The sequence below is a fragment of the Terrabacter sp. 05T424 genome, assembly GCF_056396225.1.
In genome coordinates, this window is sequence record NZ_JBFTLB010000010.1 from 41473 (window position 1) to 62552 (window position 21080).

At 71.0% G+C, this 21080-nt stretch carries 18 protein-coding genes; 13 read left to right on the plus strand and 5 right to left on the minus strand.

What is annotated here, in order from left to right; translation table 11 throughout:
- Nucleotides 1–43 precede the first annotated feature (43 nt).
- Together AC1DE0_RS18460 and AC1DE0_RS18465 are read left to right on the plus strand one after the other, a co-directional pair.
- Complete coding sequence (locus AC1DE0_RS18460; RefSeq protein WP_478103721.1) at nucleotides 44–1546, plus strand: CoA-acylating methylmalonate-semialdehyde dehydrogenase; 1503 nt, start codon at nucleotides 44–46, stop codon at nucleotides 1544–1546.
- A 26-nt stretch (nucleotides 1547–1572) separates the two neighbouring features.
- Complete coding sequence (locus AC1DE0_RS18465; protein ID WP_478103725.1) at nucleotides 1573–2955, plus strand: aminotransferase class III-fold pyridoxal phosphate-dependent enzyme; 1383 nt, start codon at nucleotides 1573–1575, stop codon at nucleotides 2953–2955.
- Nucleotides 2956–3083: 128 nt separating this feature from the next.
- Here AC1DE0_RS18465 and AC1DE0_RS18470 read toward each other — a convergent pair whose 3' ends face one another.
- Complete coding sequence (locus AC1DE0_RS18470; protein WP_478103730.1) at nucleotides 3084–3923, minus strand: RecB family exonuclease; 840 nt, start codon at nucleotides 3921–3923, stop codon at nucleotides 3084–3086.
- Between the two features lie 103 nt (nucleotides 3924–4026).
- On the opposite strand from AC1DE0_RS18470, the gene AC1DE0_RS18475 reads away from it, so the two are divergent.
- The 4 genes from AC1DE0_RS18475 to arc all read left to right on the plus strand — a co-directional run bounded on the left by AC1DE0_RS18475 (nucleotide 4027) and on the right by arc (nucleotide 8680).
- Nucleotides 4027–5172, plus strand: coding sequence for a site-2 protease family protein (locus tag AC1DE0_RS18475; RefSeq protein ID WP_478103735.1), 1146 nt, complete (start codon nucleotides 4027–4029; stop codon nucleotides 5170–5172).
- Nucleotides 5173–5329: 157 nt separating this feature from the next.
- Nucleotides 5330–5770: a single-stranded DNA-binding protein gene (locus AC1DE0_RS18480; protein ID WP_478103740.1), complete on the plus strand. Its 441-nt coding sequence runs from the start codon at nucleotides 5330–5332 to the stop codon at nucleotides 5768–5770.
- Nucleotides 5771–5781: 11 nt separating this feature from the next.
- Nucleotides 5782–6861: a tRNA (adenine-N1)-methyltransferase gene (locus AC1DE0_RS18485; protein WP_478103745.1), complete on the plus strand. Its 1080-nt coding sequence runs from the start codon at nucleotides 5782–5784 to the stop codon at nucleotides 6859–6861.
- Nucleotides 6862–6916: 55 nt separating this feature from the next.
- Entirely contained in the window at nucleotides 6917–8680 is a 1764-nt protein-coding gene (gene arc, locus AC1DE0_RS18490) for a proteasome ATPase (protein WP_478103749.1), read from the plus strand.
- A 195-nt stretch (nucleotides 8681–8875) separates the two neighbouring features.
- On the opposite strand, the gene AC1DE0_RS18495 is transcribed toward arc, so the two are convergent.
- Genes AC1DE0_RS18495 through AC1DE0_RS18505 form a run of 3 tightly spaced genes read right to left on the minus strand, consistent with a single transcriptional unit; the run spans nucleotide 8876 to nucleotide 11263 of the window.
- Nucleotides 8876–9265 (minus strand): DUF3054 domain-containing protein, encoded by a 390-nt coding sequence (locus AC1DE0_RS18495; RefSeq protein WP_478103751.1) that lies wholly within the window; start codon nucleotides 9263–9265, stop codon nucleotides 8876–8878.
- Nucleotides 9262–10251 (minus strand): ribose-phosphate diphosphokinase, encoded by a 990-nt coding sequence (locus AC1DE0_RS18500; protein ID WP_478103755.1) that lies wholly within the window; start codon nucleotides 10249–10251, stop codon nucleotides 9262–9264. The genes AC1DE0_RS18495 and AC1DE0_RS18500 overlap by 4 nt, the downstream gene beginning before the upstream one ends.
- A 40-nt stretch (nucleotides 10252–10291) precedes the next feature.
- A complete protein-coding gene (locus AC1DE0_RS18505) occupies nucleotides 10292–11263 on the minus strand; it encodes an alpha/beta hydrolase (protein WP_478103759.1) in 972 nt (323 codons plus the stop codon).
- Nucleotides 11264–11481: 218 nt separating this feature from the next.
- Here AC1DE0_RS18505 and AC1DE0_RS18510 point away from each other — a divergent pair, with 218 nt between their 5' ends.
- The 5 genes from AC1DE0_RS18510 (at nucleotide 11482) to prcA (ending at nucleotide 17580) form a co-directional block, all read left to right on the plus strand.
- Nucleotides 11482–13971: a lysylphosphatidylglycerol synthase domain-containing protein gene (locus AC1DE0_RS18510; RefSeq protein ID WP_478103763.1), complete on the plus strand. Its 2490-nt coding sequence runs from the start codon at nucleotides 11482–11484 to the stop codon at nucleotides 13969–13971.
- Between the two features lie 70 nt (nucleotides 13972–14041).
- The gene (dop, locus tag AC1DE0_RS18515; RefSeq protein WP_478103767.1) at nucleotides 14042–15562 is read left to right on the plus strand and encodes a depupylase/deamidase Dop; all 1521 of its coding nucleotides are present in this window, start codon (nucleotides 14042–14044) and stop codon (nucleotides 15560–15562) included.
- A gap of 136 nt (nucleotides 15563–15698) precedes the next feature.
- On the plus strand, nucleotides 15699–15905 hold the full coding sequence (locus tag AC1DE0_RS18520; RefSeq protein ID WP_478103771.1) for a ubiquitin-like protein Pup: 207 nt from the start codon (nucleotides 15699–15701) through the stop codon (nucleotides 15903–15905).
- Nucleotides 15902–16735: a proteasome subunit beta gene (prcB, locus tag AC1DE0_RS18525; RefSeq protein WP_478103775.1), complete on the plus strand. Its 834-nt coding sequence runs from the start codon at nucleotides 15902–15904 to the stop codon at nucleotides 16733–16735. The genes AC1DE0_RS18520 and prcB overlap by 4 nt, the downstream gene beginning before the upstream one ends.
- The gene (gene prcA / locus AC1DE0_RS18530; protein ID WP_478103778.1) at nucleotides 16732–17580 is read left to right on the plus strand and encodes a proteasome subunit alpha; all 849 of its coding nucleotides are present in this window, start codon (nucleotides 16732–16734) and stop codon (nucleotides 17578–17580) included. The genes prcB and prcA overlap by 4 nt, the downstream gene beginning before the upstream one ends.
- A 173-nt stretch (nucleotides 17581–17753) precedes the next feature.
- Here the strand turns inward: prcA and AC1DE0_RS18535 are convergent, their stop codons facing one another.
- On the minus strand, nucleotides 17754–19007 hold the full coding sequence (locus AC1DE0_RS18535; protein ID WP_478103781.1) for a hypothetical protein: 1254 nt from the start codon (nucleotides 19005–19007) through the stop codon (nucleotides 17754–17756).
- Between the two features lie 228 nt (nucleotides 19008–19235).
- Here AC1DE0_RS18535 and AC1DE0_RS18540 point away from each other — a divergent pair, with 228 nt between their 5' ends.
- Both AC1DE0_RS18540 and pafA read left to right on the plus strand, forming a co-directional pair.
- On the plus strand, nucleotides 19236–19502 hold the full coding sequence (locus tag AC1DE0_RS18540; protein WP_478103784.1) for a hypothetical protein: 267 nt from the start codon (nucleotides 19236–19238) through the stop codon (nucleotides 19500–19502).
- Between the two features lie 63 nt (nucleotides 19503–19565).
- Nucleotides 19566–20957 (plus strand): Pup--protein ligase, encoded by a 1392-nt coding sequence (gene pafA, locus AC1DE0_RS18545; protein WP_478103788.1) that lies wholly within the window; start codon nucleotides 19566–19568, stop codon nucleotides 20955–20957.
- Nucleotides 20958–21080: the final 123 nt, after the last annotated feature.

The following is a 21080-nucleotide window of genomic DNA, read 5'->3' on the forward strand; positions in this document are numbered from 1 at the left end:
TCGATGCTTTGTGTGGGGCATTGCTGGCACGTAGCGTGGCGCCATGACCAGCCCCACCGTGAACGCCATCGACCACTGGATCCAGGGCGCGCGCGTCCCGGGCGCATCCGGCCGCACCGCGCCCGTCCACGACCCTGCGACCGGCCGGCAGACCGGCGAGGTCGCCCTCGCCTCGGCCGCCGAGGTCGATGCCGCGGTCAAGACCGCCGCCGCGGCGAGCCGCGACTGGCGCACGAGCTCGCTCTCGAAGCGCGCCGCTGTGCTCTTCGCCTTCCGCGAGCTGCTCCACACTCACACCGACGACCTGGCCGCCGTCGTGACCGCCGAGCACGGCAAGGTGCTCTCCGACGCCGTCGGCGAGATCGCCCGTGGCCTCGAGAACGTCGAGTTCGCCACCGGCGTCCCGCAGCTGCTCAAGGGGGGTTTCAGCGAGCAGGCCGCGACCGGCGTCGACGTCTACAGCATCCGGCAGCCGCTCGGTGTGGTCGCGGGCATCACGCCGTTCAACTTCCCGGTCATGGTGCCGCTCTGGATGTGCGCCAACGGGATCGCGTGCGGCAACACCTTCGTGCTCAAGCCCAGTGAGAAGGACCCGTCGGCATCCCTGTTCCTCGCCGAGCTGTGGAAGCGGGCGGGCCTGCCCGACGGCGTCTTCACCGTCGTCCACGGCGACAAGGAGGCCGTGGACGCGCTCCTCGACCACGAGGACGTCGCCGCGGTCAGCTTCGTCGGCTCGACCCCCATCGCCAAGTACATCTACGAGCGCGGCACCGCGAACGGCAAGCGGGTCCAGGCCCTCGGCGGAGCCAAGAACCACGCCCTCGTGCTGCCCGACGCCGACATCGACATGGCGGCCGACGCCATCGTGTCAGCGGCTTACGGCGCCGCGGGCGAACGGTGCATGGCCCTGTCCGTCGCCGTCGCCGTGGGCGGCGTCGGTGACGAGCTCGTGCGCGCCGTGTCCGACCGGCTGCCCGGGCTCACGGTCGGCCCCGGCGCTGCCGAGGGCACCGACATGGGCCCCCTCATCACCGCGGAACACCGCGACAAGGTCGCCGGCTACGTCGCCGCCGGCGCGGCTGCGGGCGCCACCGTGGTCGTCGACGGCCGCGACCAGGACGTGCCGACCGACGGCTTCTTCCTCGGCATGACGCTGCTCGACGACGTGACGCCCGACATGACGGTCTACCGAGACGAGATCTTCGGGCCGGTGCTCTCCGTCGTCCGGGTCGACACGTACGAGGAGGGCCTGGCCCTCATCAACCGCAACCAGTACGCCAACGGCACAGCGATCTTCACCCGCGACGGCGGCGCGGCTCGCCGCTTCCAGAACGAGGTCGAGGTCGGCATGGTCGGCATCAACGTGCCGATCCCCGTGCCCGTCGCCTACTACTCGTTCGGCGGCTGGAAGGACTCCCTCTTCGGCGACACCCACATGTACGGCCCGGAGGGGATCAACTTCTACACCCGCGGAAAAGTCGTCACGCAGCGCTGGCCCGACCCGGCGACTTCCACCGTCGACCTCGGCTTCCCGCGCACCCCCTGACTGGCGACAGACAGGAGCAGAACACCATGACCGACCTGGACCGCCGCACCGTCGTCAAGGACCTTCTCGACCAGATGGGAGAGGACGAGGTGCGAGCCCTCGACCGCGCCCACGTCTTCCACTCCTGGTCGGCACAGGGGCTCATCGACCCCCTGCCGATCGCCCGCGCCGAGGGGTCGTACTTCTGGGACTACGCCGGCACCCGCTACCTCGACTTCAGCAGCCAGCTCGTCAACGTCAACATCGGCTACAACCACCCCAAGGTCGTGGCCGCGATCCAGGAGCAGGCCGGCCGGCTCGCGACCATCCAGCCGTCGTTCGCCAACGACGCCCGCAGCGAGGCAGCGCGGCTCATCACCGAGGTCGCGCCGGACGGCCTCTCGGCGGTGTTCTTCACCAACGGCGGCGCTGAGGCCAACGAGAACGCCATGCGGATGGCCCGCCTGCACACCGGACGCCACAAGGTGCTGGCGACCTACCGGAGCTACCACGGCGCCACCGCCGGCTCGATCACCCTCACCGGCGACCCGCGCCGCTGGCCGTCCGAGCCCGGCTACCCCGGGGTGGTGCACTTCTGGGGGCCGTACACCTACCGCTCGGCCTTCCACGCCGAGGACGACGAGCAGGAGCGCGACCGGGCCCTGCAGCACCTGCGAGACACGATCATGGTCGAGGGCGCTCACACCATCGCCGCGATCATCCTCGAGACGGTCGTGGGCACCAACGGCATCCTCGTGCCACCGGACGGCTACCTGGAGGGGGTCCGCGAGCTGTGCGACGAGCAGGGCATCATCCTCATCGCCGACGAGGTGATGGCCGCCTTCGGCCGCTGCGGCGAGTGGTTCGCCGTCGACCGCTGGGGAGTGCGGCCCGACCTCATCACGTTCGCCAAGGGGGTGAACTCCGGCTACGTGCCGCTCGGTGGCGTCGTCATCTCCGACGAGATCCGTGCCACCTTCGACCAGCGCGCCTTCCCCGGCGGCCTCACCTACTCGGGCCACCCCCTGGCGTGCGCCTCGGCCGTCGCCTCGATCAACGCGTTCCGCAAGGAGGGCATCATCGAGAACGCCCGCATGCTCGGCACCGACGTCATCGGCCCGCGGTTGCGCGAGATCGCCGCGAGGCACCCCAGCGTGGGCGAGGTGCGGGGCCTCGGGGTGTTCTGGGCCGTCGAGCTCGTCCGCGACCGCGAGACCCGCGAGCCGCTCGTGCCGTACAACGCGAGCGGCGAGGCCGCTGCGCCCATGGCGGCCTTCGCGGCCGCGTGCAAGGAGCGGGGCCTCTGGCCGTTCACCCACTTCAACCGCACGCACGTCGTTCCGCCCTGCACCACCACACCGGCGGAGGCCGAGGAAGGCCTCGCAGTCCTCGACGAGGCACTGGGCGTCGCCGACGAGTTCACCGCCTGACCGGAACGAGCGGGAGGGGCGTATGCCGTCCGGCCCGGACCGCGGGTCCACGCCGGACGGCATACGCCCACCTGGCGGGAGAGGGGACTGGACGGCACACGCCGACCGTGGGTGCAGTGCGACGCCGTTCAGGCGTCGATCTCGACCAGCCCGGTGACGGCAGGATCGACGGCACGCTCGGCGGCATCGACCGGCAGCGGGGGCGGGGTGCCGCCCCAGGCCGGGCACAGCGCCCGGTGCTCGCACCAGTCGCAGAGGCGGCTCGGGCTGGGGCGCCAGTCACCGGTGGTGGCCGCGCGCTCGATCGCGGCCCAGAGCGCCTTGACCTTGCGCTCGGTGCCGAGGAGGTCCTGCTCGTCGGGCTCGTAGGCGACGATCTCGCTGTTGCCGAGGTAGACGAGCTGGAGGCGCTTGGGGATGACACCCCGCTGGCGCCAGAGGACGAGCGCGTAGAACTTCATCTGGAAGAGGGCCTTGGCCTCGAAGTGCTCCGAGGGCGAGCGCCCCGTCTTGTAGTCCACGACGCGCATCGCTCCTCCGGGTGCCACGTCGAGCCGGTCGACGTAGCCACGCAGGACCAGCCCGTCGATCTCGGTCTCGACGTAGAGCTCGCGCTCGGCCGGCTCGAGCCGGGTGGGGTCCTCGAGGCCGAACCACGTCTGGAGCAGGGACGCCGCGCCCGCGAACCACTCGTCCGTGCGGCCCTGCTGCTCGGACAGCAGCTCGAGCATCGCCGGCTCCTCGTCGGCGAGCCGCTCCCACTCCTGGGGCACCAGCCCGACTGCCGCGTCGATCGTGCGCTCGGCCGCCGGGAGGTCGAAGAGACGCTCGAGGACGGCGTGGACGAGCGTGCCCCGAGCGGTCGCCTGGGTGGGTGGCGAGGGGAGCTTGTCGATGACCCGAAAGCGATAGAGCATCGGGCACGACATGAAGTCGGAGGCCCGACTCGGGGACAGCGCTGAGACCATGGCCCGACTGTATGCCGCAGCGGCGACAGGCCCCCGACGCGACCCACAGGCGGCGGATCGGTCCGGCAAAGGTCGGGGGTCGGGCAGGCCCTAGGGTTGGAGGATGAGCACTCCCGCCCGCCGGGGCACCTCCCACGGGTGGCGGATCGGCAGCCTCGCCGGCACCCCGGTGTATCTCGGCCGTTCGTGGCCGCTCATCGCGGTGCTCATCGTCGTGGTGTTCGGCCCCAACCTCGCGCGGGCAGACCGGGGCCCGGCCTACGGCTACCTGCTGGCCGCCGGCTACGCCGTGCTGCTGCTCGTGTCGGTGCTCGTGCACGAGGCGGCCCACGCGCTGGCGGCACAGTGGCGCGGCCACCCGGTCAGCCGCATCGTCGCCGACGTCTGGGGCGGCCACACCGTCTACGACGCGACCCGCAGCTCGCCGGGGACGACCGCCCTCGTGGCCGTCGTGGGCCCGCTGTCGAACCTGCTTCTCGCTGCTCTGGTCTGGGGCGTCCGGGCGCTCACCACGAACGAGACCGCCCTGACGCTGCTCGGCATCGTGGCCTTCGCCAACCTGCTGGTCGGCCTGTTCAACCTTTTGCCGGGGCTGCCGCTCGATGGCGGCCAGATCGTCAGCGCGCTCGTCTGGCGGGCTACCGGAAGCCGTGGCCGCGGGTTGGTCGCCGCCGGCTGGCTCGGTCGCGTGGTGGCGGTGCTGACGGTGGCCTGGTTCGCCGTCCGCCCCCTGATCGAAGGACGCGCACCCGAGATCTTCGACATCGTCTGGCCGGTGGCGATCGCCTTCTTCCTGTGGCAGGGCGCGTCGGCTGCCGTCCGGGCCGGTCACATCCAGGAGGTCACTTCGGGGCTGGCGACCGACGTGCTCGAGCCGGTCGTGCTCGTCGCCGGCACCACGACGGTCTCCGAGGTCGAGACGGCTGTCTCACAGGGCGTCCACGTGGCGGCCGCCGACCCCGCCGGGTGGCCGCTGGGGCTCGTCGACGCCGATTCCGCGGTAGGGGTGCCCGAGGATGCCCGGGGCCGCACGGCCGTCGCGTCGGTCACCATCGCCCAGCCCGCCTCGTGGGTGGTCGCCCTGGCGGGCGATGCCGTGCTGACCGACCTGATCCGGGTGATGAGCGAGCGCGACCTGTCTCAAGCGGTGGTCATCGACGAGGCCACGCGCGACGTACGCGGACTGGCCACCGCCGAGCGCATCAACGCGGTCGTGGGCGCCGAGCTGGGACGCCGCCGCCGGCGCTGACCGGCGCTGACCGGCGCTGACCGGCGCTGACCGGCGCTGTCCACATCCCTGTGACCTCCGGGGTTGCTGTCCACAGGACTCCGCAGGCTGGTGCACCGCGCGCAGTGGTGGGCGAGCGTGGGCCCAGGGCCCGACGGGCGGGCCGGAGGGAGTGACCATGGGCACGAGCAGGACGCCGTCGGAGACGGCGACCAGAACGGCAACCAGGACAGCAACCGAGACACCGGCCGACCCGCCCGCGGGGCGCAACGAGGTCGTCCTCGCAGGCAGGGTCGCGGCTCCGGGCGAGGAGCGTGAGCTGCCGAGCGGCGACCGCATCGTCACCCTGCGGGTCGTGGTCCCGCGCGCAGAGCCGCCGCGCCGGCGCAAGGACGCCGCAGACGGGCCCCGCCGCGCCACCGTCGACACGATCGACGTCGTGTGCTGGACGGCCGCGACGAGGCGCACCGCCCTGAGGCTGCAGGCGGGTGACCTGGTCGAGCTCGACGGCTCTCTGCGTCGTCGGTTCTTCGGTGGCCCCAGCGGTCGACAGAGCCGCTACGAGGTGGAGGCGGGCGCGCTCCGTCGCGTGTCCGGAGGCCGCTCCACGGGCACCTAGACTGTGCTCCCATGACCGACGCCGCACAGCCCCTCGTCACGGGTGCAGCCCACAACCGCCGCGGCGTCTTCGAGGTGGGGGAGCGGGTGCAGCTGACCGACCCGAAGGGTCGTCTGCACACCATCACGCTCGAGCCCGGCCGCGAGTTCCACACCCACCGCGGCTTCCTGCGCCACGACGACCTCATCGGCTCACACGACGGCTCCGTCGTGACCAACACGGCCGGCGTCGAGTACCTCGCGCTCCGCCCGCTTCTCAGCGACTACGTCATGTCGATGCCGCGCGGGGCCGCGGTCGTCTACCCCAAGGACTCGGGCCAGATCGTCCAGATGGCCGACATCTTCCCCGGGGCGACGGTCGTCGAGGCCGGTGTCGGCAGCGGGGCGCTGTCGATGTCGCTGCTGAGGGCCATCGGCGAGAGCGGCCGCCTGCTGTCGTTCGAGCGTCGCGAGGACTTCGCCCAGATCGCCCGCGGCAACGGTCGCGCCTTCTTCGGTGGTGACCACCCGGCCTGGACCGTGACGGTGGGTGACCTCGTCGAGTCGCTACCGACGGTGGCCGAGTCAGGCACCGTCGACCGCGTGGTGCTCGACATGCTCGCGCCATGGGAGTGCCTCGACGCCGTCTCGGAGGCGTTGATCCCGGGTGGGGTGCTCATCTGCTACGTCGCGACGACCACCCAGCTGAGCCGGGTCGCCGAGGGCATCCGCGCCCACGGCGGCTACACCGAGCCCTCCGCCTGGGAGTCGCTCGTGCGGGGCTGGCACCTCGAGGGTCTGGCCGTGCGTCCCCAGCACCGGATGCACGGGCACACGGGCTTCCTCATCACCACCCGCCGTCTGGCGCCGGGTGTCGACGCACCCGAGCGCAAGCGGCGCCCGGCCAAGGGGGCCTACGGCGACGGCAACGGCAACGAGGGCTCCGCCGCCGTGGGGGGCGACGGCCCCGCCCCGATCCCCGGTTCGACGGCCGCCACCGACATCCCGGCCGATGCCTGGACCCCGGAGGCACTGGGCGAACGGGTCAAGAGCGACAAGACGATCCGACGCCTGCGCCGATCAGTGGCTGAAACGTCCGACGACTTGGGCTGACGCGGGGTTAGGGTCGAATCGTCACTATGTGCGAGTGACGGATGAGGAGGCCGAGATGTCTGATGACGTCCGCAACCCAGACCCTGAGCGTGCCGCCGGCGCCGGAACTCCCGACGTGGGGGACCGCGAGCTCGCAGCCCTGCGCGCCGAGGTCGAGTCCCTTCGCGAGGTGGCGCGGCACTCGCCGCAGCGCACCCGTGAGCTCGAGGCACGGCTGGCTCACGTGCAGACCAGCCTGTCGACGCTCTCGTCGCAGAACGAGCGCCTCGTGCGCACGCTCAAGGACGCCCGCGAGCAGATCGTCACGCTCAAGAAGGAGGTCGACCGTCTGGCCCAGCCGCCGAGCACCTACGGCCTGGTGGTCGATGTGCCCGACGACGGGGCGATCGACATCCTCACCGGCGGTCGCAAGATGCGCGTGGCGATCAGCCCGTCCGTCGACCAGCAGCAGCTGGGCCTCGGCCGCGAGGTCATGCTGAACGAGGCCCTCAACGTCGTCTCGGTCCACGGCTACGAGCGAGTCGGTGAGGTCGTCACGGTCAAGGAGCGCCTCGAGTACGACCGCGTCGTCGTGGTGACCCACGGTGACGAGGAGCGCGTGTGCCGCATCGCCACGCCGCTGCTCGTCGAGCACATCCGGGTCGGCGACTCCCTCACCCTCGACCCCCGGTCCAACTTCGTCCACGAGCTCATCCCGAAGCTCGAGATCGAGGAGCTCGTCCTCGAGGAGGTGCCCGACGTCGACTACGCCGACATCGGGGGTCTCGCCGGTCAGATCGAGCAGATCCGCGACGCCGTCGAGCTGCCGTTCCTGCACCCGGAGCTCTACAAGGAGCACGCGCTCAAGCCACCCAAGGGAGTGCTGCTCTACGGTCCGCCCGGCTGTGGCAAGACGCTCATCGCCAAGGCGGTGGCCGCCTCGCTCGCTCGCCAGGTCGCGGCTCGCACCGGCAAGCAGACCGAGAAGAGCTACTTCCTCAACATCAAGGGTCCTGAGCTGCTCAACAAGTACGTCGGTGAGACCGAGCGGCACATCCGGCTGATCTTCCAGCGTGCGCGCGAAAAGGCTTCTGACGGAACGCCGGTCGTCGTCTTCTTCGACGAGATGGACTCCCTCTTCCGCACTCGTGGGTCAGGTGTCAGCAGTGATGTCGAGACCACCATCGTCCCGCAGCTGCTTGCCGAGATCGACGGTGTCGAGCGGCTCGACAACGTCATCGTCATCGGTGCCTCGAACCGCGAGGACATGATCGACCCCGCGATCCTGCGTCCCGGCCGGCTCGACGCCAAGATCAAGATCGAGCGGCCCGATGCAGAGAGCGCGCGCGACATCTTCAGCAAGTACCTCACCGACACGCTGCCACTCCACGAGCACGACCTCGCCGTCAACGGTGGCGACCGCGACGCGACCGTCGAGGCCATGATCACGGCGGCCGTCGAGCGGATGTACTCCGAGATGGAGGAGAACCGCTTCCTCGAGGTCACCTACCAGGGCGGCGACAAGGAGATCCTCTACTTCAAGGACTTCAACTCGGGCGCGATGATCCAGAACATCGTCGACCGCGCGAAGAAGCTCGCGATCAAGGACTTCCTGACCACCGGGCAGAAGGGCATCCGCGTCGAGCACGTCCTCGCGAGCTGTGTCGACGAGTTCAAGGAGAACGAGGACCTGCCCAACACGACCAACCCCGACGACTGGGCGCGCATCAGTGGCAAGAAGGGCGAGCGCATCGTCTACATCCGCACCCTCATCAAGGGCAAGGACGGCACCGAGCCGGGTCGCTCCATCGCCACGGCCAACACGGGTCAGTACCTCTGACACCTCGCGTATGCCGTATGGTCCGCGAGGCGGACCACACGGCATACGCGCGCCCCGGGTCGACACTGCGGCCGGACTTTGGCCTTTCGACGGTCGTGAGGCGGCGAACTTTGGCCTTTCGACGGTCGTGAGGCGGCGAACTTTGGCCTTTCGACGGTCGTGAGGCGGCGAACTTTGGCCTTTCGACGGGGTGGGTCAGGTGCGCGCGGGGGTGCGCCGGGCGGCATACGCCCCCAGGGCTCGCCAACCGAGCAGGAACACTGCCAGCACGACCGAGGCCACCACGACGAAGCTGACCGCGGTGCCCGAGCCGACGGCGCGGCGCAGCACCATCCCGACGAGCACGGTGGCGAACCACACCGTGATGCCGGGAGCGACGTCGACCGGCCAGGTGCGCCGGCTGGCCCGCACGACGAGCCAGCCCAGCGCGGTGCCGACCAGGAAGGGCCACGCCGTGCTCAGCGCCCCGATGACGGGGTTGGTCTCGTCGTGGCTGGCGCGTCCGACCGCCGCGAAGACGACGACGAGCAGCACGTCGACGAGGAGGGCCGCCGCCGGGCGACGCCACCACAAGACGCCGCTCATGCGTGCGTCTCGAACGGCAGCTTCGCCTGCGGAGGCGCGTGGGTCGGGTCGACGCCCTCGAAGAGCGAGCTGACGGAACGCCCGTGGTGGATGCGGCTGATCGCCTCGGCGAAGAGGGCCGAGACCGACCGCACCTTGAGCTCCGGCCAGCCGTCTGGCGGGGGCACCGTGTCGGTGGTGACGACCTGCGTGACGAAGGGGTGGTCACTCAGCCGCTCGACCGCCTTGCCGGCGAAGAGGCCGTGGGTGCAGACGATGGCGGCCTCGGTGGCGCCGGCATCCTTGAGTCGGTCCATGAGCTCGAGCATCGAGCCACCCGTCGCGATCTCGTCGTCGAGGATGATCGCCCGCCGTCCCGAGACGTCACCGACGATCGACTCGATGACGACACGGTCGTCGGCGACCCGCTGCTTCGACCCTGCCGCGACGGGCAGGCCCAGCAGCCGGGCGAACTGCGTGGCCACCTTGGCGTTGCCGAGGTCGGGGCTGACGACGATCGAGTTGGCGAGGTCGGCATCGCGGAAGTGGTCGGCGAGCACGCCGATCGCGGTGAGGTGGTCGACCGGGGTCGAGAAGAAGCCGTGCACCTGTGGGGCGTGCAGTGCCATCGTCAGCACGCGGTGCGCGCCGGCGGTCGAGATCATGTCGGCGACGAGACGCCCACCGAGGGAGATGCGAGACGCATCCTTCTTGTCGGACCTCGCGTAGGCGTAGTGCGGCATGACGGCCGTGATCTGCGCCGCCGAGGCCCCGCGCGCCGCGTCGATCATCAGGAGCAGCTCCATCAGGTGCTCCTGGGTGGGCGGCACGAGCGGCTGCACGATGTAGACGTCGCGCTGGCGGCAGTTGGCCAGCAGCTGGGCCTGGAGGCAGTCGTTGCTGAAGCGCTTGAGGTCGACGGGGGAACGGGTCACCCCGAGGTGGGAGCAGATGCGGTCGGCGAGCGCGGGGTGCGCGGAGCCGCTGAACACGACGACATCGTTCACTTCGAGACCATCCCTCGCGAGACTCGTGTGCCTTCGCAGACTATCCGACGTCCCCGGGATGTGCCTGGCCCGAGACCCACTGCGAGAGCTCGAGGCGCGCCGCGGCCCCGGCCCTCGTGGCGCCGGGGAAGCTCATGAAGCCGTGGGGCACCCGGGGGTAGTTCGTGTGACGCACCGTCGTGCCCGCCTCGCGCAATGCCGTGGCGTAGCGACGGCCCTCGTCGCGCAGCGGGTCGAGGTCGGCCGTCTGCACGAGCGTGGCGGGGAGCCGCTCGTGGTCGGGGGCGTGCAGCGGCGAGACGAGGGGGTCGTGGCGGTCGAGGGCGTCCTCACCGTCACCGAGGTAGTGCGCGAGGAACGCGTCCATGTCGGGTCGGGTGAGGATCGGAGCCTGGGCGTGCAGGGCGACGGACGGGCTGCTCATCGTCGCGTCGACCGCGGGATAGAGCAGGGCCTGGTAGGTGACGTCGGCCGCTTCGTCACGGAGCACGTGCGCGGCCACCGCGGCGAGGTTGCCGCCCGCGGAGTCGCCCGCGAGACCGATCCCCGTCGGCCGTATGCCGTCCGTCGGGTCGGCCGACGCCACCCAGCGGACCGCGTCGACACAGTCGTGGGCCGCCTGCGGGGCGCGATGCTCCGGCGCGAGCCGGTAGTCGACGTTCAGCACGACGACCTTGCAGGTGTCGGCGAGCCAGGCGCAGATCGGGTCGTAGCCGCGTGTGTTGCCGAGCACCCAGCCGCCACCGTGGAACCACAGCAGGGCGGGCAGCGTGTCGCCCTCGGAGTCCCTTCGACGGTAGGTGCGGACCGCGATCGAGGCGCCGTCGCGGGCGGTGAACGACGTGGCGCCGACGAGCACCGACGCCGGGACGGGACCCGTCACCCAGGTGTACGGCGGTCGAGGCGGCGTGAACAGCGCTCTGCTGCGGGCGATTCCGTCAGGAGTGAGGGTGGCGATGCCGCCGCGCCAGCGTTGCAGGGCGCGAGCGAGCAGCTTGGTTCGCAGGGGCATGTCCCAAGAGCCGGTGGCCGTCACGAGCGTCAGTCTCGCACCCCGACCCGTGAGACATGCCAGCCCCCGATCCACCCGTACGGCGCAGGTGCGTCCAATCGGGGCGCGGCTCAGGCAGGATTGACCTCATGCCCGACGACAAGGAACGCGCGAGACCGTCCGGTCCCGCCGTCCACGAAGGTCGTCCGGGGCGCGCTGACGAGAGCACGGGGGAAGACATGCGACCGACCGCGGAGCCGGAGGCGGTCGACGAGACCGAGACGCAGACTGCGTCAGAGGTGCCTGCGGAACGCGCCGACGCGGTCGACCCGGAGGCGCCGACGCCGGTGCCCCCGGCTGACGTCGACGTCGTCGAGCCGGCCATCCCCGAGCGGGTCCGGCGTCCTGCGGACGTCGTCCGGCTCGTCGTGGCCCTGCTGCTGCTCGTGCTCGGCCTCGTCGTGGCCGACCTGGCGTCGGGCACCCGAGGCGCTGTCGAGCAGGACCTCACCGACGTCACCAGCGGCCTGCCCCGGGTGTTGCTGACCCTGCTCTCGCTGGTGAGCGGCATCGGGGTCCTCCTCGTGCCGATCGGCGTGGGGATCGACCTCGTGGTCCGCCGCCGTGGACTGCAGCTGATCCAGGCGCTCGGGGCGGCCGTCGTTGCCGGCGTCATCGTCATCGTGCTCGCGGTGCTGGTCCAGTCGGGAAACGGCGGCTTCGTCACCGAGGTGCTGACCCGGCCCACACCGACCGGGCACACCGGCCCTCTCGACATCGTCATCGTCTCGACCGTCTCGCTGCTGACGGTCGCCGACATCTCCGGCCGCAAGTGGATCTGGCCGATCGCCGTCACCGTCGTGATCGCGACCCTGGTCACGACCCTCCTCTCGGGCGCCATGACCCTGGCCGCTCTGACGGCTTCGCTGCTGCTCGGCTGGCTCGTCGGCCTCGCCTTCCGGCTCGCCTTCGGCGTGACCGCCACGCGGGCCCCGGGCCGTGACGTCGCCGATGTGCTCGTCGCCACGGGTGTGCCGCTGAGCCGGCTCGAGCTCATCGACGCGAACGACGCCGGCGACCGGCGTTACCTCGGCACGACCGAGAGCTTCGACGGCGCGCGCGCCGTCGACGTGCACGTCATCGACCGCGACACCTTCGGTCTCGCCTCGGGCCGTCGCTTCCTGCGCGTGCTCAGGCTGCGGAGCGGGTTCACCCGGCCGCCGGCGCTGACCCTGCGCTCCGAGATCGAGCACCGCACCCTCATGGGCCTGGTCCTCCAGGACCTCGGTATCCCTGCCCCGAGGCCGGTGTCCATCGCCGAGGTGGGACCCTTCTCAGCCGTCATCGCCTACGTGGAGCCGAAAGGCCGTCCGCTCGCCGAGGTCGGGACCGCCCTCACCGACGCCCAGCTCACTGCCGTGTTCCGACTCTCGGAGACCTTGCACCAGCGGCGCGTGGCGCACCGCTCGCTGAGCCCCCAGCACGTGCTCGTCGACGGCGACACGGTCGCGCTCGCAAGCCTGGGCAGCGGCGACGTCGCTGCCGACGACATCAGCCTGCGCATCGACCTCGCCCAGCTGTTGACGACCGTCGCCCTCGCCGTGGGGCCTGCGCGCACTGTCAAGGCGGCGGCCGAGACTCTCGGCGAGGAGGCGGTGCTCCGTGCCGTGCCGCTGCTCCAGTCCGTCGCCCTCACGCCCGAGACGCGTGAGGCGCTGCGCGAGCGCCGTGGCGTTCTCAAGGAGCTGCGCAGCCGACTCGTCGAGCTGCGCCCCTCGATCGAGCACGTCGAGCCGGTGCAGCTGCGCCGCGTGTCGGCCCGCGCCGTGGTCACCGTCATCGGCGGGACCGTCGCCGCCTACTTCATCCTCACCCAGCTCACCCAGTTCGACCTCGTCACCGTGTTCCGGCAGGCCGACTGGCGGTGGATGGTCGCACTGGTCGTCTTCGCCGCCGCCACCTTCGCCGGCGCCTCCATCGCGCTCGCCGGGGCGGCGCCCGTGCACCTGCGGTTCATCCGCACCTACATGACGCAGCTCGCCGTCGCCTTCAGCGGGCTCGTCGCGCCGGCGGCCGTGGGAAACATCGCCCTCAACACCCGCTACCTGCAGACCTCGGGCCTGACGCCCACCTTGGCCGGCGCCAGCGTCGGTGTCGCGCAGGTGGCCCAGTTCTGTTCGTACTTCGTGCTGCTCGTCATCTCAGGCGTGCTCGCCGGCACCGGCCCGTCGGTCTCCTTCAGCCCGTCGCCCGTGCTGGTGGCCGCCATCCTGGCTGTCGTCATCATCGCCCTCGGGCTGCTGGCGGTCCCGAAGATCCGGGGCTTCCTCACCGAGCGCGTCATGCCGCAGGTGCGCTCGGCCCTGCCCCAGGTGCTCGAGACCTTCCAGCACCCGCGCCGGCTCGCCCAGCTGCTCGGCGGGGCGCTCCTGCTCGATGCCTCCTTCGTCGCGGCCCTCGTGTGCGCGACGCGTGCGTTCGGCGTGGAGCCGTCCGTCGCATCGGTCGCCGTCGTCTACTTCGCCGGCGCGATCGTCGGCTCGGCCGTCCCGACACCGGGTGGCCTCGGGGGCATCGAGGCCGCGTTGTCGTTCGGTCTCATCCAGATCGGCGTCGACAGTGCCGTGGCTGTGCCCGCGGTGATCCTCTACCGCCTCGCGACGTACTGGCTGCCGATCCCGTTCGGCTGGTTCTCGCTCAACCGCCTCCAGAAGGTCGGGGCGCTCTGAGGCGCCACCACACGCGTACGCGTGCCGGGCAGCCACGAGCCCCGGGCAGCGCTCCGGTTAGGGTCGGGCCATGACGGTGCGGCGGATCATGGGGCTCGAGACCGAGTACGGCATCTCCGTGCCGGGCGACCCGATGGCCAACCCGATGTTCCTCTCCGGGCAGGTCGTGAGCGTCTACGCCGCGGCCCAGGGCATCCGGTCGAACCAGTCCAGCTGGGACTACGCCTTCGAGGACCCGCTGCGCGACGCCCGCGGCTGGCAGCTCGACCGGCAGGCTGCCGACCCGAGCCAGCTGACCGACGTCGAGGACCCCACCCTGGCCAACGTCGTGCTGACCAACGGGGCGCGCTACTACGTCGACCACGCGCACCCCGAGTACAGCTCGCCCGAGGTCACGCTGCCGCGCGACGCGGTCACGTGGGACCGGGCCGGCGACGCCATCGCCCTGGAGTCGGTGCGACTGCTCGCCGCACGCCCCGGCCAGCCTCCCGTCAACCTGTACAAGAACAACGCCGACGGCAAGGGCCAGTCCTACGGCACGCACGAGAACTACCTCATGCCACGCCGCACCGCTTTTCCCGACATCGTGCGGCACCTCATCCCGTTCTTCGTCACTCGCCAGGTCGTCTGCGGCGCAGGGCGGGTGGGGCTCGGGGTCGACAGCAGGGGAGCGGGTTACCAGATCTCGCAGCGGGCCGACTTCTTCGAGACCGAGGTCGGGCTCGAGACGACGCTCAAGCGGCCGATCATCAACACCCGTGACGAGCCGCACGCGGTGGCCGACCGCTACCGCCGCCTGCACGTCATCATCGGCGACGCCAACCAGCTCGACGTGGCGACCCTGCTGAAGACCGGAACGACGTCACTCGTCCTCGGCATGATCGAGGACGGCCACCTCAGCGAGGACTGGTCGATCCGTCGGCCCGTCGCCGCGCTCCAGACCGTCTCGCACGACCCCAGCCTGCAGGCGACGGTCGAGCTCGTCGACGGGCGCACCGTCACTGCCCTCGACGTCCAGTGGATGTACTTCGAGGCGGCCCGTAGCTGGCTCGACCGCCGTGGTGACGACCCCGAGTCCGACGCCACCGCCGAGGTGATGGCTCTCTGGGAAGAGGTCCTCACCGGCCTCGGTCGCGACGTCATGTCGTGCTCGCCGCTGCTCGACTGGGTGGCCAAGCTCAAGGTCCTCGAGGGCTACCGGGCGCGTGACGGCCTCGCGTGGGACGACCACCGCCTTGCCGCCATCGACATCCAGTGGGCCGACGTGCGTCCCGAGAAGGGCCTCGTGCACCGCCTGCGCGACCGGGGGATGCTCCGCGACCTCGTCACGCCCGAGGAGGTCAAGGCCGCGCAGACGACACCTCCCGAGGACACCCGGGCGTGGTTCCGGGGGGAGTGCGTGCGCCGCTTCACGGGGCAGGTGTTCTCCGCGAGCTGGGACTCCGTGGTCTTCGACGTGCCGGGCCGTGCCAGCCTGCAGCGCGTGCCGATCCTCGAGCCCGAACGCGGCACCAGGGCGCAGGTGGGCGCCCTTCTCGAGGAGAGCGCCGACGTCGCAGAGCTGCTCCGCGGGCTCGCCACCCCCGACTGAGACCCGCCCACGTGGCCTCGGCCAGCCACGCGCCCGATCACGTATGCCGTCCGCCCCTTCCGGGGCGGTGCTCGGAACGCGCGGTCGCACGGGTTAGGGTCGAGCCAACGAGGTTGAACACGTCTGGGAGGTAGCCATGCCGGGTCAGGAGCACGCCAAGCCGCAGCGTCGTGACGAGGAGTCGCCTGAGGCCCCTGAGACACCGCCCGCCGCACCTGCCGGTGCCGCCGTCAAGGAAGGTCTCTCCGACGACATCGACAGCGTCCTCGACGAGATCGACGGGGTGCTCGAGTCCAACGCCGAGGAGTTCGTGCGGGGCTTCGTCCAGAAGGGCGGCCAGTGACCGACTCGCTCCCGGGACGGTCGCGTCGGCTCGATGACGCCTTCCTGAGCGCCGGCTCGTCGTCCTTCACCGAGTTCGTCTCCGTCTACCGCCCCGAGCTGCTGCCCGCCGGTCGCCGCCTGCCGTCGGGCGCCAGCATCGAGGCACCCCACGGCACGACGATCGTCTCCCTCCTCTACGACGGTGGGGTCCTCATGGCCGGTGACCGCCGCGCCACGATGGGCAACGTCATCGCCAACCGCGACATGGAGAAGGTCTTCGCCGCAGACGACTTCAGCGTCGTCGGCATCGCCGGCACGGCCGGCATCGCGATCGAGCTCGTCCGGCTCTACCAGGTCGAGCTCGAGCACTACGAGAAGATCGAGGGCGCGATCATGTCGCTCGAGGGCAAGGCCAACCGCCTCGCCTCGATGATCCGCGGCAACCTGGGTCTCGCGATGCAGGGCCTGACGGTCGTGCCGACGTATGCCGGCTTCGACCTCGAGTCCGCCACCGGGCGCATCTACTCCTACGACGTCACCGGCGGCTGCTACATCGAGGGCGGTCACCACTCGACCGGTTCCGGCTCCGTCTTCGCGCGAGGCGCCCTGAAGAAGCTCTGGCGTCCGGGACTCGAGGAGCAGCAGGCCGTGTCGGTCGCCATCGAGGCGCTCTACGACGCCGCCGACGACGACTCCGCCACGGGCGGTCCCGACCTCGGCCGGCAGATCTGGCCGACCGTCGCGCTCGTCGACCACGCCGGCGCCCGGTTCGTGGCCCAGGACGTCCTCGAGGGGCACGTCGAACGGGTCGTGGCCGCGCGGCGCGACAACCCGGGAGGTGCCCGATGAGCATGCCGTTCTACGTCCCGCCCGAACAGGTCATGAAGGACCGGGCCGACTTCGCGCGCAAGGGAATTGCCCGTGGCCGCTCGGTCATCGTGGTCGGCTACGACCGCGGGATCGCCTTCGTCGCCGAGAACCCGTCCCGCGCCCTGCACAAGGTGTCCGAGATCTACGACCGCATCGCCTTCGCGGCGGTCGGTCGCTACAACGAGTTCGAGAGCCTTCGCGTCGCCGGCATCCGCTATGCCGACCTGCGCGGCTACTCCTACGACCGCACCGACGTGACGGCTCGGGCCCTGGCCAACACCTACGCCCAGACCCTCGGCGCGGTCTTCACCCAGGAGTCAAAGCCCTTCGAGATCGAGATCGTGGTCGCCGAAGTGGGGGTCGACAGCGAGGCCGACCAGATCTTCCGGCTCACCTACGACGGGTCGGTCGCCGACGAGCAGGGCTTCGTGGCGATGGGCGGCGCCAGCGACGCGGCCGAGGAGCGACTCGGCACGGCCTGGCGAGCCGGCATGGACCTGAGTGAGGTGCTGCGCCTCGCGGTCGACGTGCTCGGTGCGGGTGAGAACGGCGAGCGGCGCGTGCTCGACGCGGCGCAGCTCGAAGTTGCGGTTCTCGACCGCGACCGGCCCCGACGGTCGTTCCGCCGGATCGTCGGCCCGCTGCTCGCAAGGCTGATCGAGCCGCGTGAGACGAGCGACGTGCCCGCCGAGGTGCTGGGCAGCTCGGGCGGCGCTGGGGGGTCCGCCGGAGAGCCCGCCGAGCCCGCCGAGTCCGCCGAGTCACCCACGGCCGCTGAGGGTCCGCCTCCAGCAGGCGAGCCCGAGAGCCCGTCCGGGCCCTAGGCGTACGCCGGCGGTGACGTCTTACCGCAGAAGTGGGCGGTTCCCTCACGAGTGAGGGATGCGGCGCGCACCCGTGACGGGAAGCCCCACTGCTGACGGAACCCACCACTGACGACGACGGGGGGCCGCCCACCTGGTCAGGTGGGCGGCGTGCCGTGCCGTCTCGGCTCGCCTCAGCGGCGCGAGGCGTCGACCCGCTTGCGCTGGTAGTACGACGAACCGTTCGAGCCACTCTCCGCCTTCGCGTCGGCGGTGGCTTCAGTGGCGCCGGTGACCTCGTCGGTCTCCTCCGCTGCGTTGTTCGCTGCCTCGGTCGACTCGTCGGAGTCCGTGCTGGTGGCAGTCTCGGGATGGTGGGCGTCCGCGTCGTCGGCAGCGCCCTCGTCGTCTGAGGCGGCCGCCTCGTCACCGCCTGCCGCCTGAGCGGGAGTGCCGGCAGCACCAACGGCCGGCAGCGCCTGCGTCGCGTCGGCCGGGGGAGCCGGCTGGGCGGGCTTGTCGGGGGCGCCGAAGGAGTCCATGAGGGCCCCGCCGCCGAGGGTGGCGAGCATCTGGCGGACGTTGCCGAGCTGGGCCGTGATGCTGTCGCGCTGGGCCGAGGCGGCCGCGAGCTCGCGGTCGGACTCTTCGCGCAGGCGCGAAGCGTGGTCGCGGGCCTCGGAGACGATCTGGTCGGCCTGCGTCTGCGCGTTCTCGAGCAGGCGCTCGGCCCGAGCCCGCATCTCGTGGGCGTCGTGCTCGGCCCGCTCGGTCAACTGCCGCAGGCGGGACTCGCTCTCACCGAGGGCGGCCTCCTGCTGCTGGCGGCGCACCTCGAACTCGAGGTCGGCGGACTCGCGCCGTGCAGCGAGCTTGACCTCGAGCTCGGCTGAGGCCGTGGAGGCCTTGAGGCGGTGCGCCTCGAACTCGGCGGCGGCCTCTTGGCGCTGGGCCGCTGTGACGCTCTGGGCCTCGGCGACGATGGCCTGGGCCTCGCGGTTGGCCTGGGCGATGATCCGCACGGACTCCTCGTCGGCTCGCGCTCGGGCCTGATCGGCGTACGTGCTCGTGGTCGACTTGAGGTCGGCGGCGGCCCGGTTGGCGCGCTCGCGGATCTCGTCGGCATCGGTGGTGGCGCGGTTGCGCAGGTCAGCGGCCTCCTCGTCGGCGAGCGAGAGGATCTGGCCGATGCGCTCACCGAGGTCGGTGTAGGTCTGCGCGGGGCTCGGGGTGCTGTTCTTCTTCAGGTCGGCCATCACGCGCGACTGCTGGCCGAGCTGCCCCCGCAGGTCGGTCAGGGCCGCGTTGAGCTTGGTCAGCTCGACGCTGCGCTCGGCTGCGTCCTTCTTGGCGGCCTGGAGGGTGCGGTTCTGCGACTCGATGAAGGCGTCGACCTCCTCGGGCTCGTAGCCGCGGCGGGAGGACTTGAAGTGCGGTCTGTCGATCATTTCCGTCCAATGCAGGGGAGGGTCGGGGGCCGGCCGTGGGGGATCAGCAACCACCATTGTGGCAGCCACATTCTCGTGCCTCTCCGGCGCGTCGGGCCAGTCGGGATGCCGGGACGCGCCGAGCGTCCGGACCCTCGCCCGACGCTCCGCCCCACAGCTGGCCCCGACAGGGGGACACGACTCAGTGCAGGCGCGCCCGGGGAGGTGGCGGCCGGGCTGGACACGGACGTGCCGGTCACGACGCGTACGCCGACAGCCACCATCACGGACGACGGCACCGCACGAGTGACCGTGCCGTCCGGCTTCGACCGGCTCTCGATGGGGGTGCAGCAGCTGACGATGACGCAGATCGTCTTCACCATGACGGCGGACACACTGGCGGACCAGGTGCAGCTGGTGAGCGGGGGCCGCGTCGTCGCCGTGCCCGACGCGCACGGCGAGGTCGTCACCCATCCGGTGAGCCGTAAGGACCATGCCGACCTCGCGCCGCCGTGATGACACGCGCGACCTGATGGGCGACGCCGACCGGATGCGGGGACGTCCGCCTAGAGTTGGTTCATGGAGCGGCGGATCTTCGGGATCGAGAACGAGTACGGCGTCACCTGCACCACGCAGGGCCAGCGGCGCCTGACTCCCGACGAGGTGGCCCGCTACCTCTTCCGCCGCGTCGTGGCATGGGGCCGCTCGAGCAACGTCTTCCTCGGCAACGGGGCGCGGCTCTACCTCGACGTGGGCTCGCACCCCGAGTACGCCACGGCCGAGTGTGACTCGGTGCGTGAGCTCGTCATCCAGGACAAGGCGGGGGAGCGCATCCTCGAGGGACTCGTCGAGGACGCCCAGGGCCGGCTGCGCGACGACGGGGTGGAGGGCGAGATCTTCGTCTTCAAGAACAACACCGACTCCGCCGGCAACTCCTACGGCTGCCACGAGAACTACTGCTACGGGCGCACCGGCGACTTCCAGCGCGTGTCCGACATGTTCATCCCGTTCCTCATCAGCAGACAGATCGTCTGCGGCGCAGGCAAGGTCGTCGCCACGGCCCACGGGGCGAGCTTCGCCGTGAGCCAGCGGGCCGACCACATCTGGGAGGGCGTGTCGTCCGCCACGACACGCAGCCGCCCGATCATCAACACCCGCGACGAGCCCCACGCCGACGCCGAGAAGTACCGTCGGCTGCACGTCATCGTCGGCGACTCGAACATGTCCGAGACGACCAACCTCCTCAAGGTCGGCAGCGCCGACCTCGTGCTGCGCATGATCGAGGCCGGGGTGGTGATGCGCGACCTGTCCATGGAGAACCCCATCCGTGCGATCCGCACGATGAGCCACGACCCGACGGGGCGGGCGACCGTCCGGCTCAACAACGGCCGCGAGATCTCGGCTCTGGAGATGCAGCGCGAGTACCTCGACAAGGCCATCGAGTTCATCGACCGCGAGGGTGTGAGCAGCCCAGACACCAAGCAGGTCATCGACCTCTGGGGTCGCGCGCTCGACGCCATCGGCAGCGGCGACCTCGACGCCATCGACACCGAGATCGACTGGGTGATCAAGCACCGGCTCATCGAGCGCTACCGCGAGCGCCACGGTCTCGCCCTGACCGACGCGCGGGTTCAGCAGCTCGACCTCGCCTACCACGACATCAACCGGCGACGGGGGCTCTTCTACCTGCTCCAGCGCCACGGCCGCACGGCGCGCGTCGCCTCCGACGTCGAGATCTTCGAGGCCAAGGTGCGGCCACCACAGACGACGCGTGCCAAGCTGCGTGGCGACTTCATTCGGGCAGCCCAGGCGCACGGTCGCGACTTCACGGTCGACTGGGTGCACCTCAAGCTCAACGACCAGGCCCAGCGCACCGTCCTCTGCAAGGACCCGTTCCGGTCCGTCGACGAGCGGGTCGAGCGGCTGATGGAGACCATCGACCGGTCGCCGACGGTCCAGCGTCCCCTCTGAGTCCCGTCTGGGTCCCGTCTGGGTCCCAACTTGTCAGAGCCGTCCGCGACAGGCGTGGACCGACTCGCCGCCCCGCACGGGAACGGCGTCAACCTGTCAACGCGCTGTGAACCGTCCACAAGG

Excerpts from the sequence above, each read along its gene's own strand:
- AC1DE0_RS18460 (WP_478103721.1), top strand. The coding sequence starts at position 44 with ATGACCAGCCCCACCGTGAACGCCATCGACCACTGGATCCAGGGCGCG.
- AC1DE0_RS18465 (WP_478103725.1), top strand. The coding sequence starts at position 1,573 with ATGACCGACCTGGACCGCCGCACCGTCGTCAAGGACCTTCTCGACCAG.
- AC1DE0_RS18470 (WP_478103730.1), bottom strand. The coding sequence starts at position 3,923 with ATGGTCTCAGCGCTGTCCCCGAGTCGGGCCTCCGACTTCATGTCGTGC.
- AC1DE0_RS18475 (WP_478103735.1), top strand. The coding sequence starts at position 4,027 with ATGAGCACTCCCGCCCGCCGGGGCACCTCCCACGGGTGGCGGATCGGC.
- AC1DE0_RS18480 (WP_478103740.1), top strand. The coding sequence starts at position 5,330 with ATGGGCACGAGCAGGACGCCGTCGGAGACGGCGACCAGAACGGCAACC.
- AC1DE0_RS18485 (WP_478103745.1), top strand. The coding sequence starts at position 5,782 with ATGACCGACGCCGCACAGCCCCTCGTCACGGGTGCAGCCCACAACCGC.
- arc (WP_478103749.1), top strand. The coding sequence starts at position 6,917 with ATGTCTGATGACGTCCGCAACCCAGACCCTGAGCGTGCCGCCGGCGCC.
- AC1DE0_RS18495 (WP_478103751.1), bottom strand. The coding sequence starts at position 9,265 with ATGAGCGGCGTCTTGTGGTGGCGTCGCCCGGCGGCGGCCCTCCTCGTC.
- AC1DE0_RS18505 (WP_478103759.1), bottom strand. The coding sequence starts at position 11,263 with ATGCCCCTGCGAACCAAGCTGCTCGCTCGCGCCCTGCAACGCTGGCGC.
- AC1DE0_RS18510 (WP_478103763.1), top strand. The coding sequence starts at position 11,482 with ATGCGACCGACCGCGGAGCCGGAGGCGGTCGACGAGACCGAGACGCAG.
- dop (WP_478103767.1), top strand. The coding sequence starts at position 14,042 with ATGACGGTGCGGCGGATCATGGGGCTCGAGACCGAGTACGGCATCTCC.
- AC1DE0_RS18520 (WP_478103771.1), top strand. The coding sequence starts at position 15,699 with ATGCCGGGTCAGGAGCACGCCAAGCCGCAGCGTCGTGACGAGGAGTCG.
- prcA (WP_478103778.1), top strand. The coding sequence starts at position 16,732 with ATGAGCATGCCGTTCTACGTCCCGCCCGAACAGGTCATGAAGGACCGG.
- AC1DE0_RS18535 (WP_478103781.1), bottom strand. The coding sequence starts at position 19,007 with ATGATCGACAGACCGCACTTCAAGTCCTCCCGCCGCGGCTACGAGCCC.
- pafA (WP_478103788.1), top strand. The coding sequence starts at position 19,566 with ATGGAGCGGCGGATCTTCGGGATCGAGAACGAGTACGGCGTCACCTGC.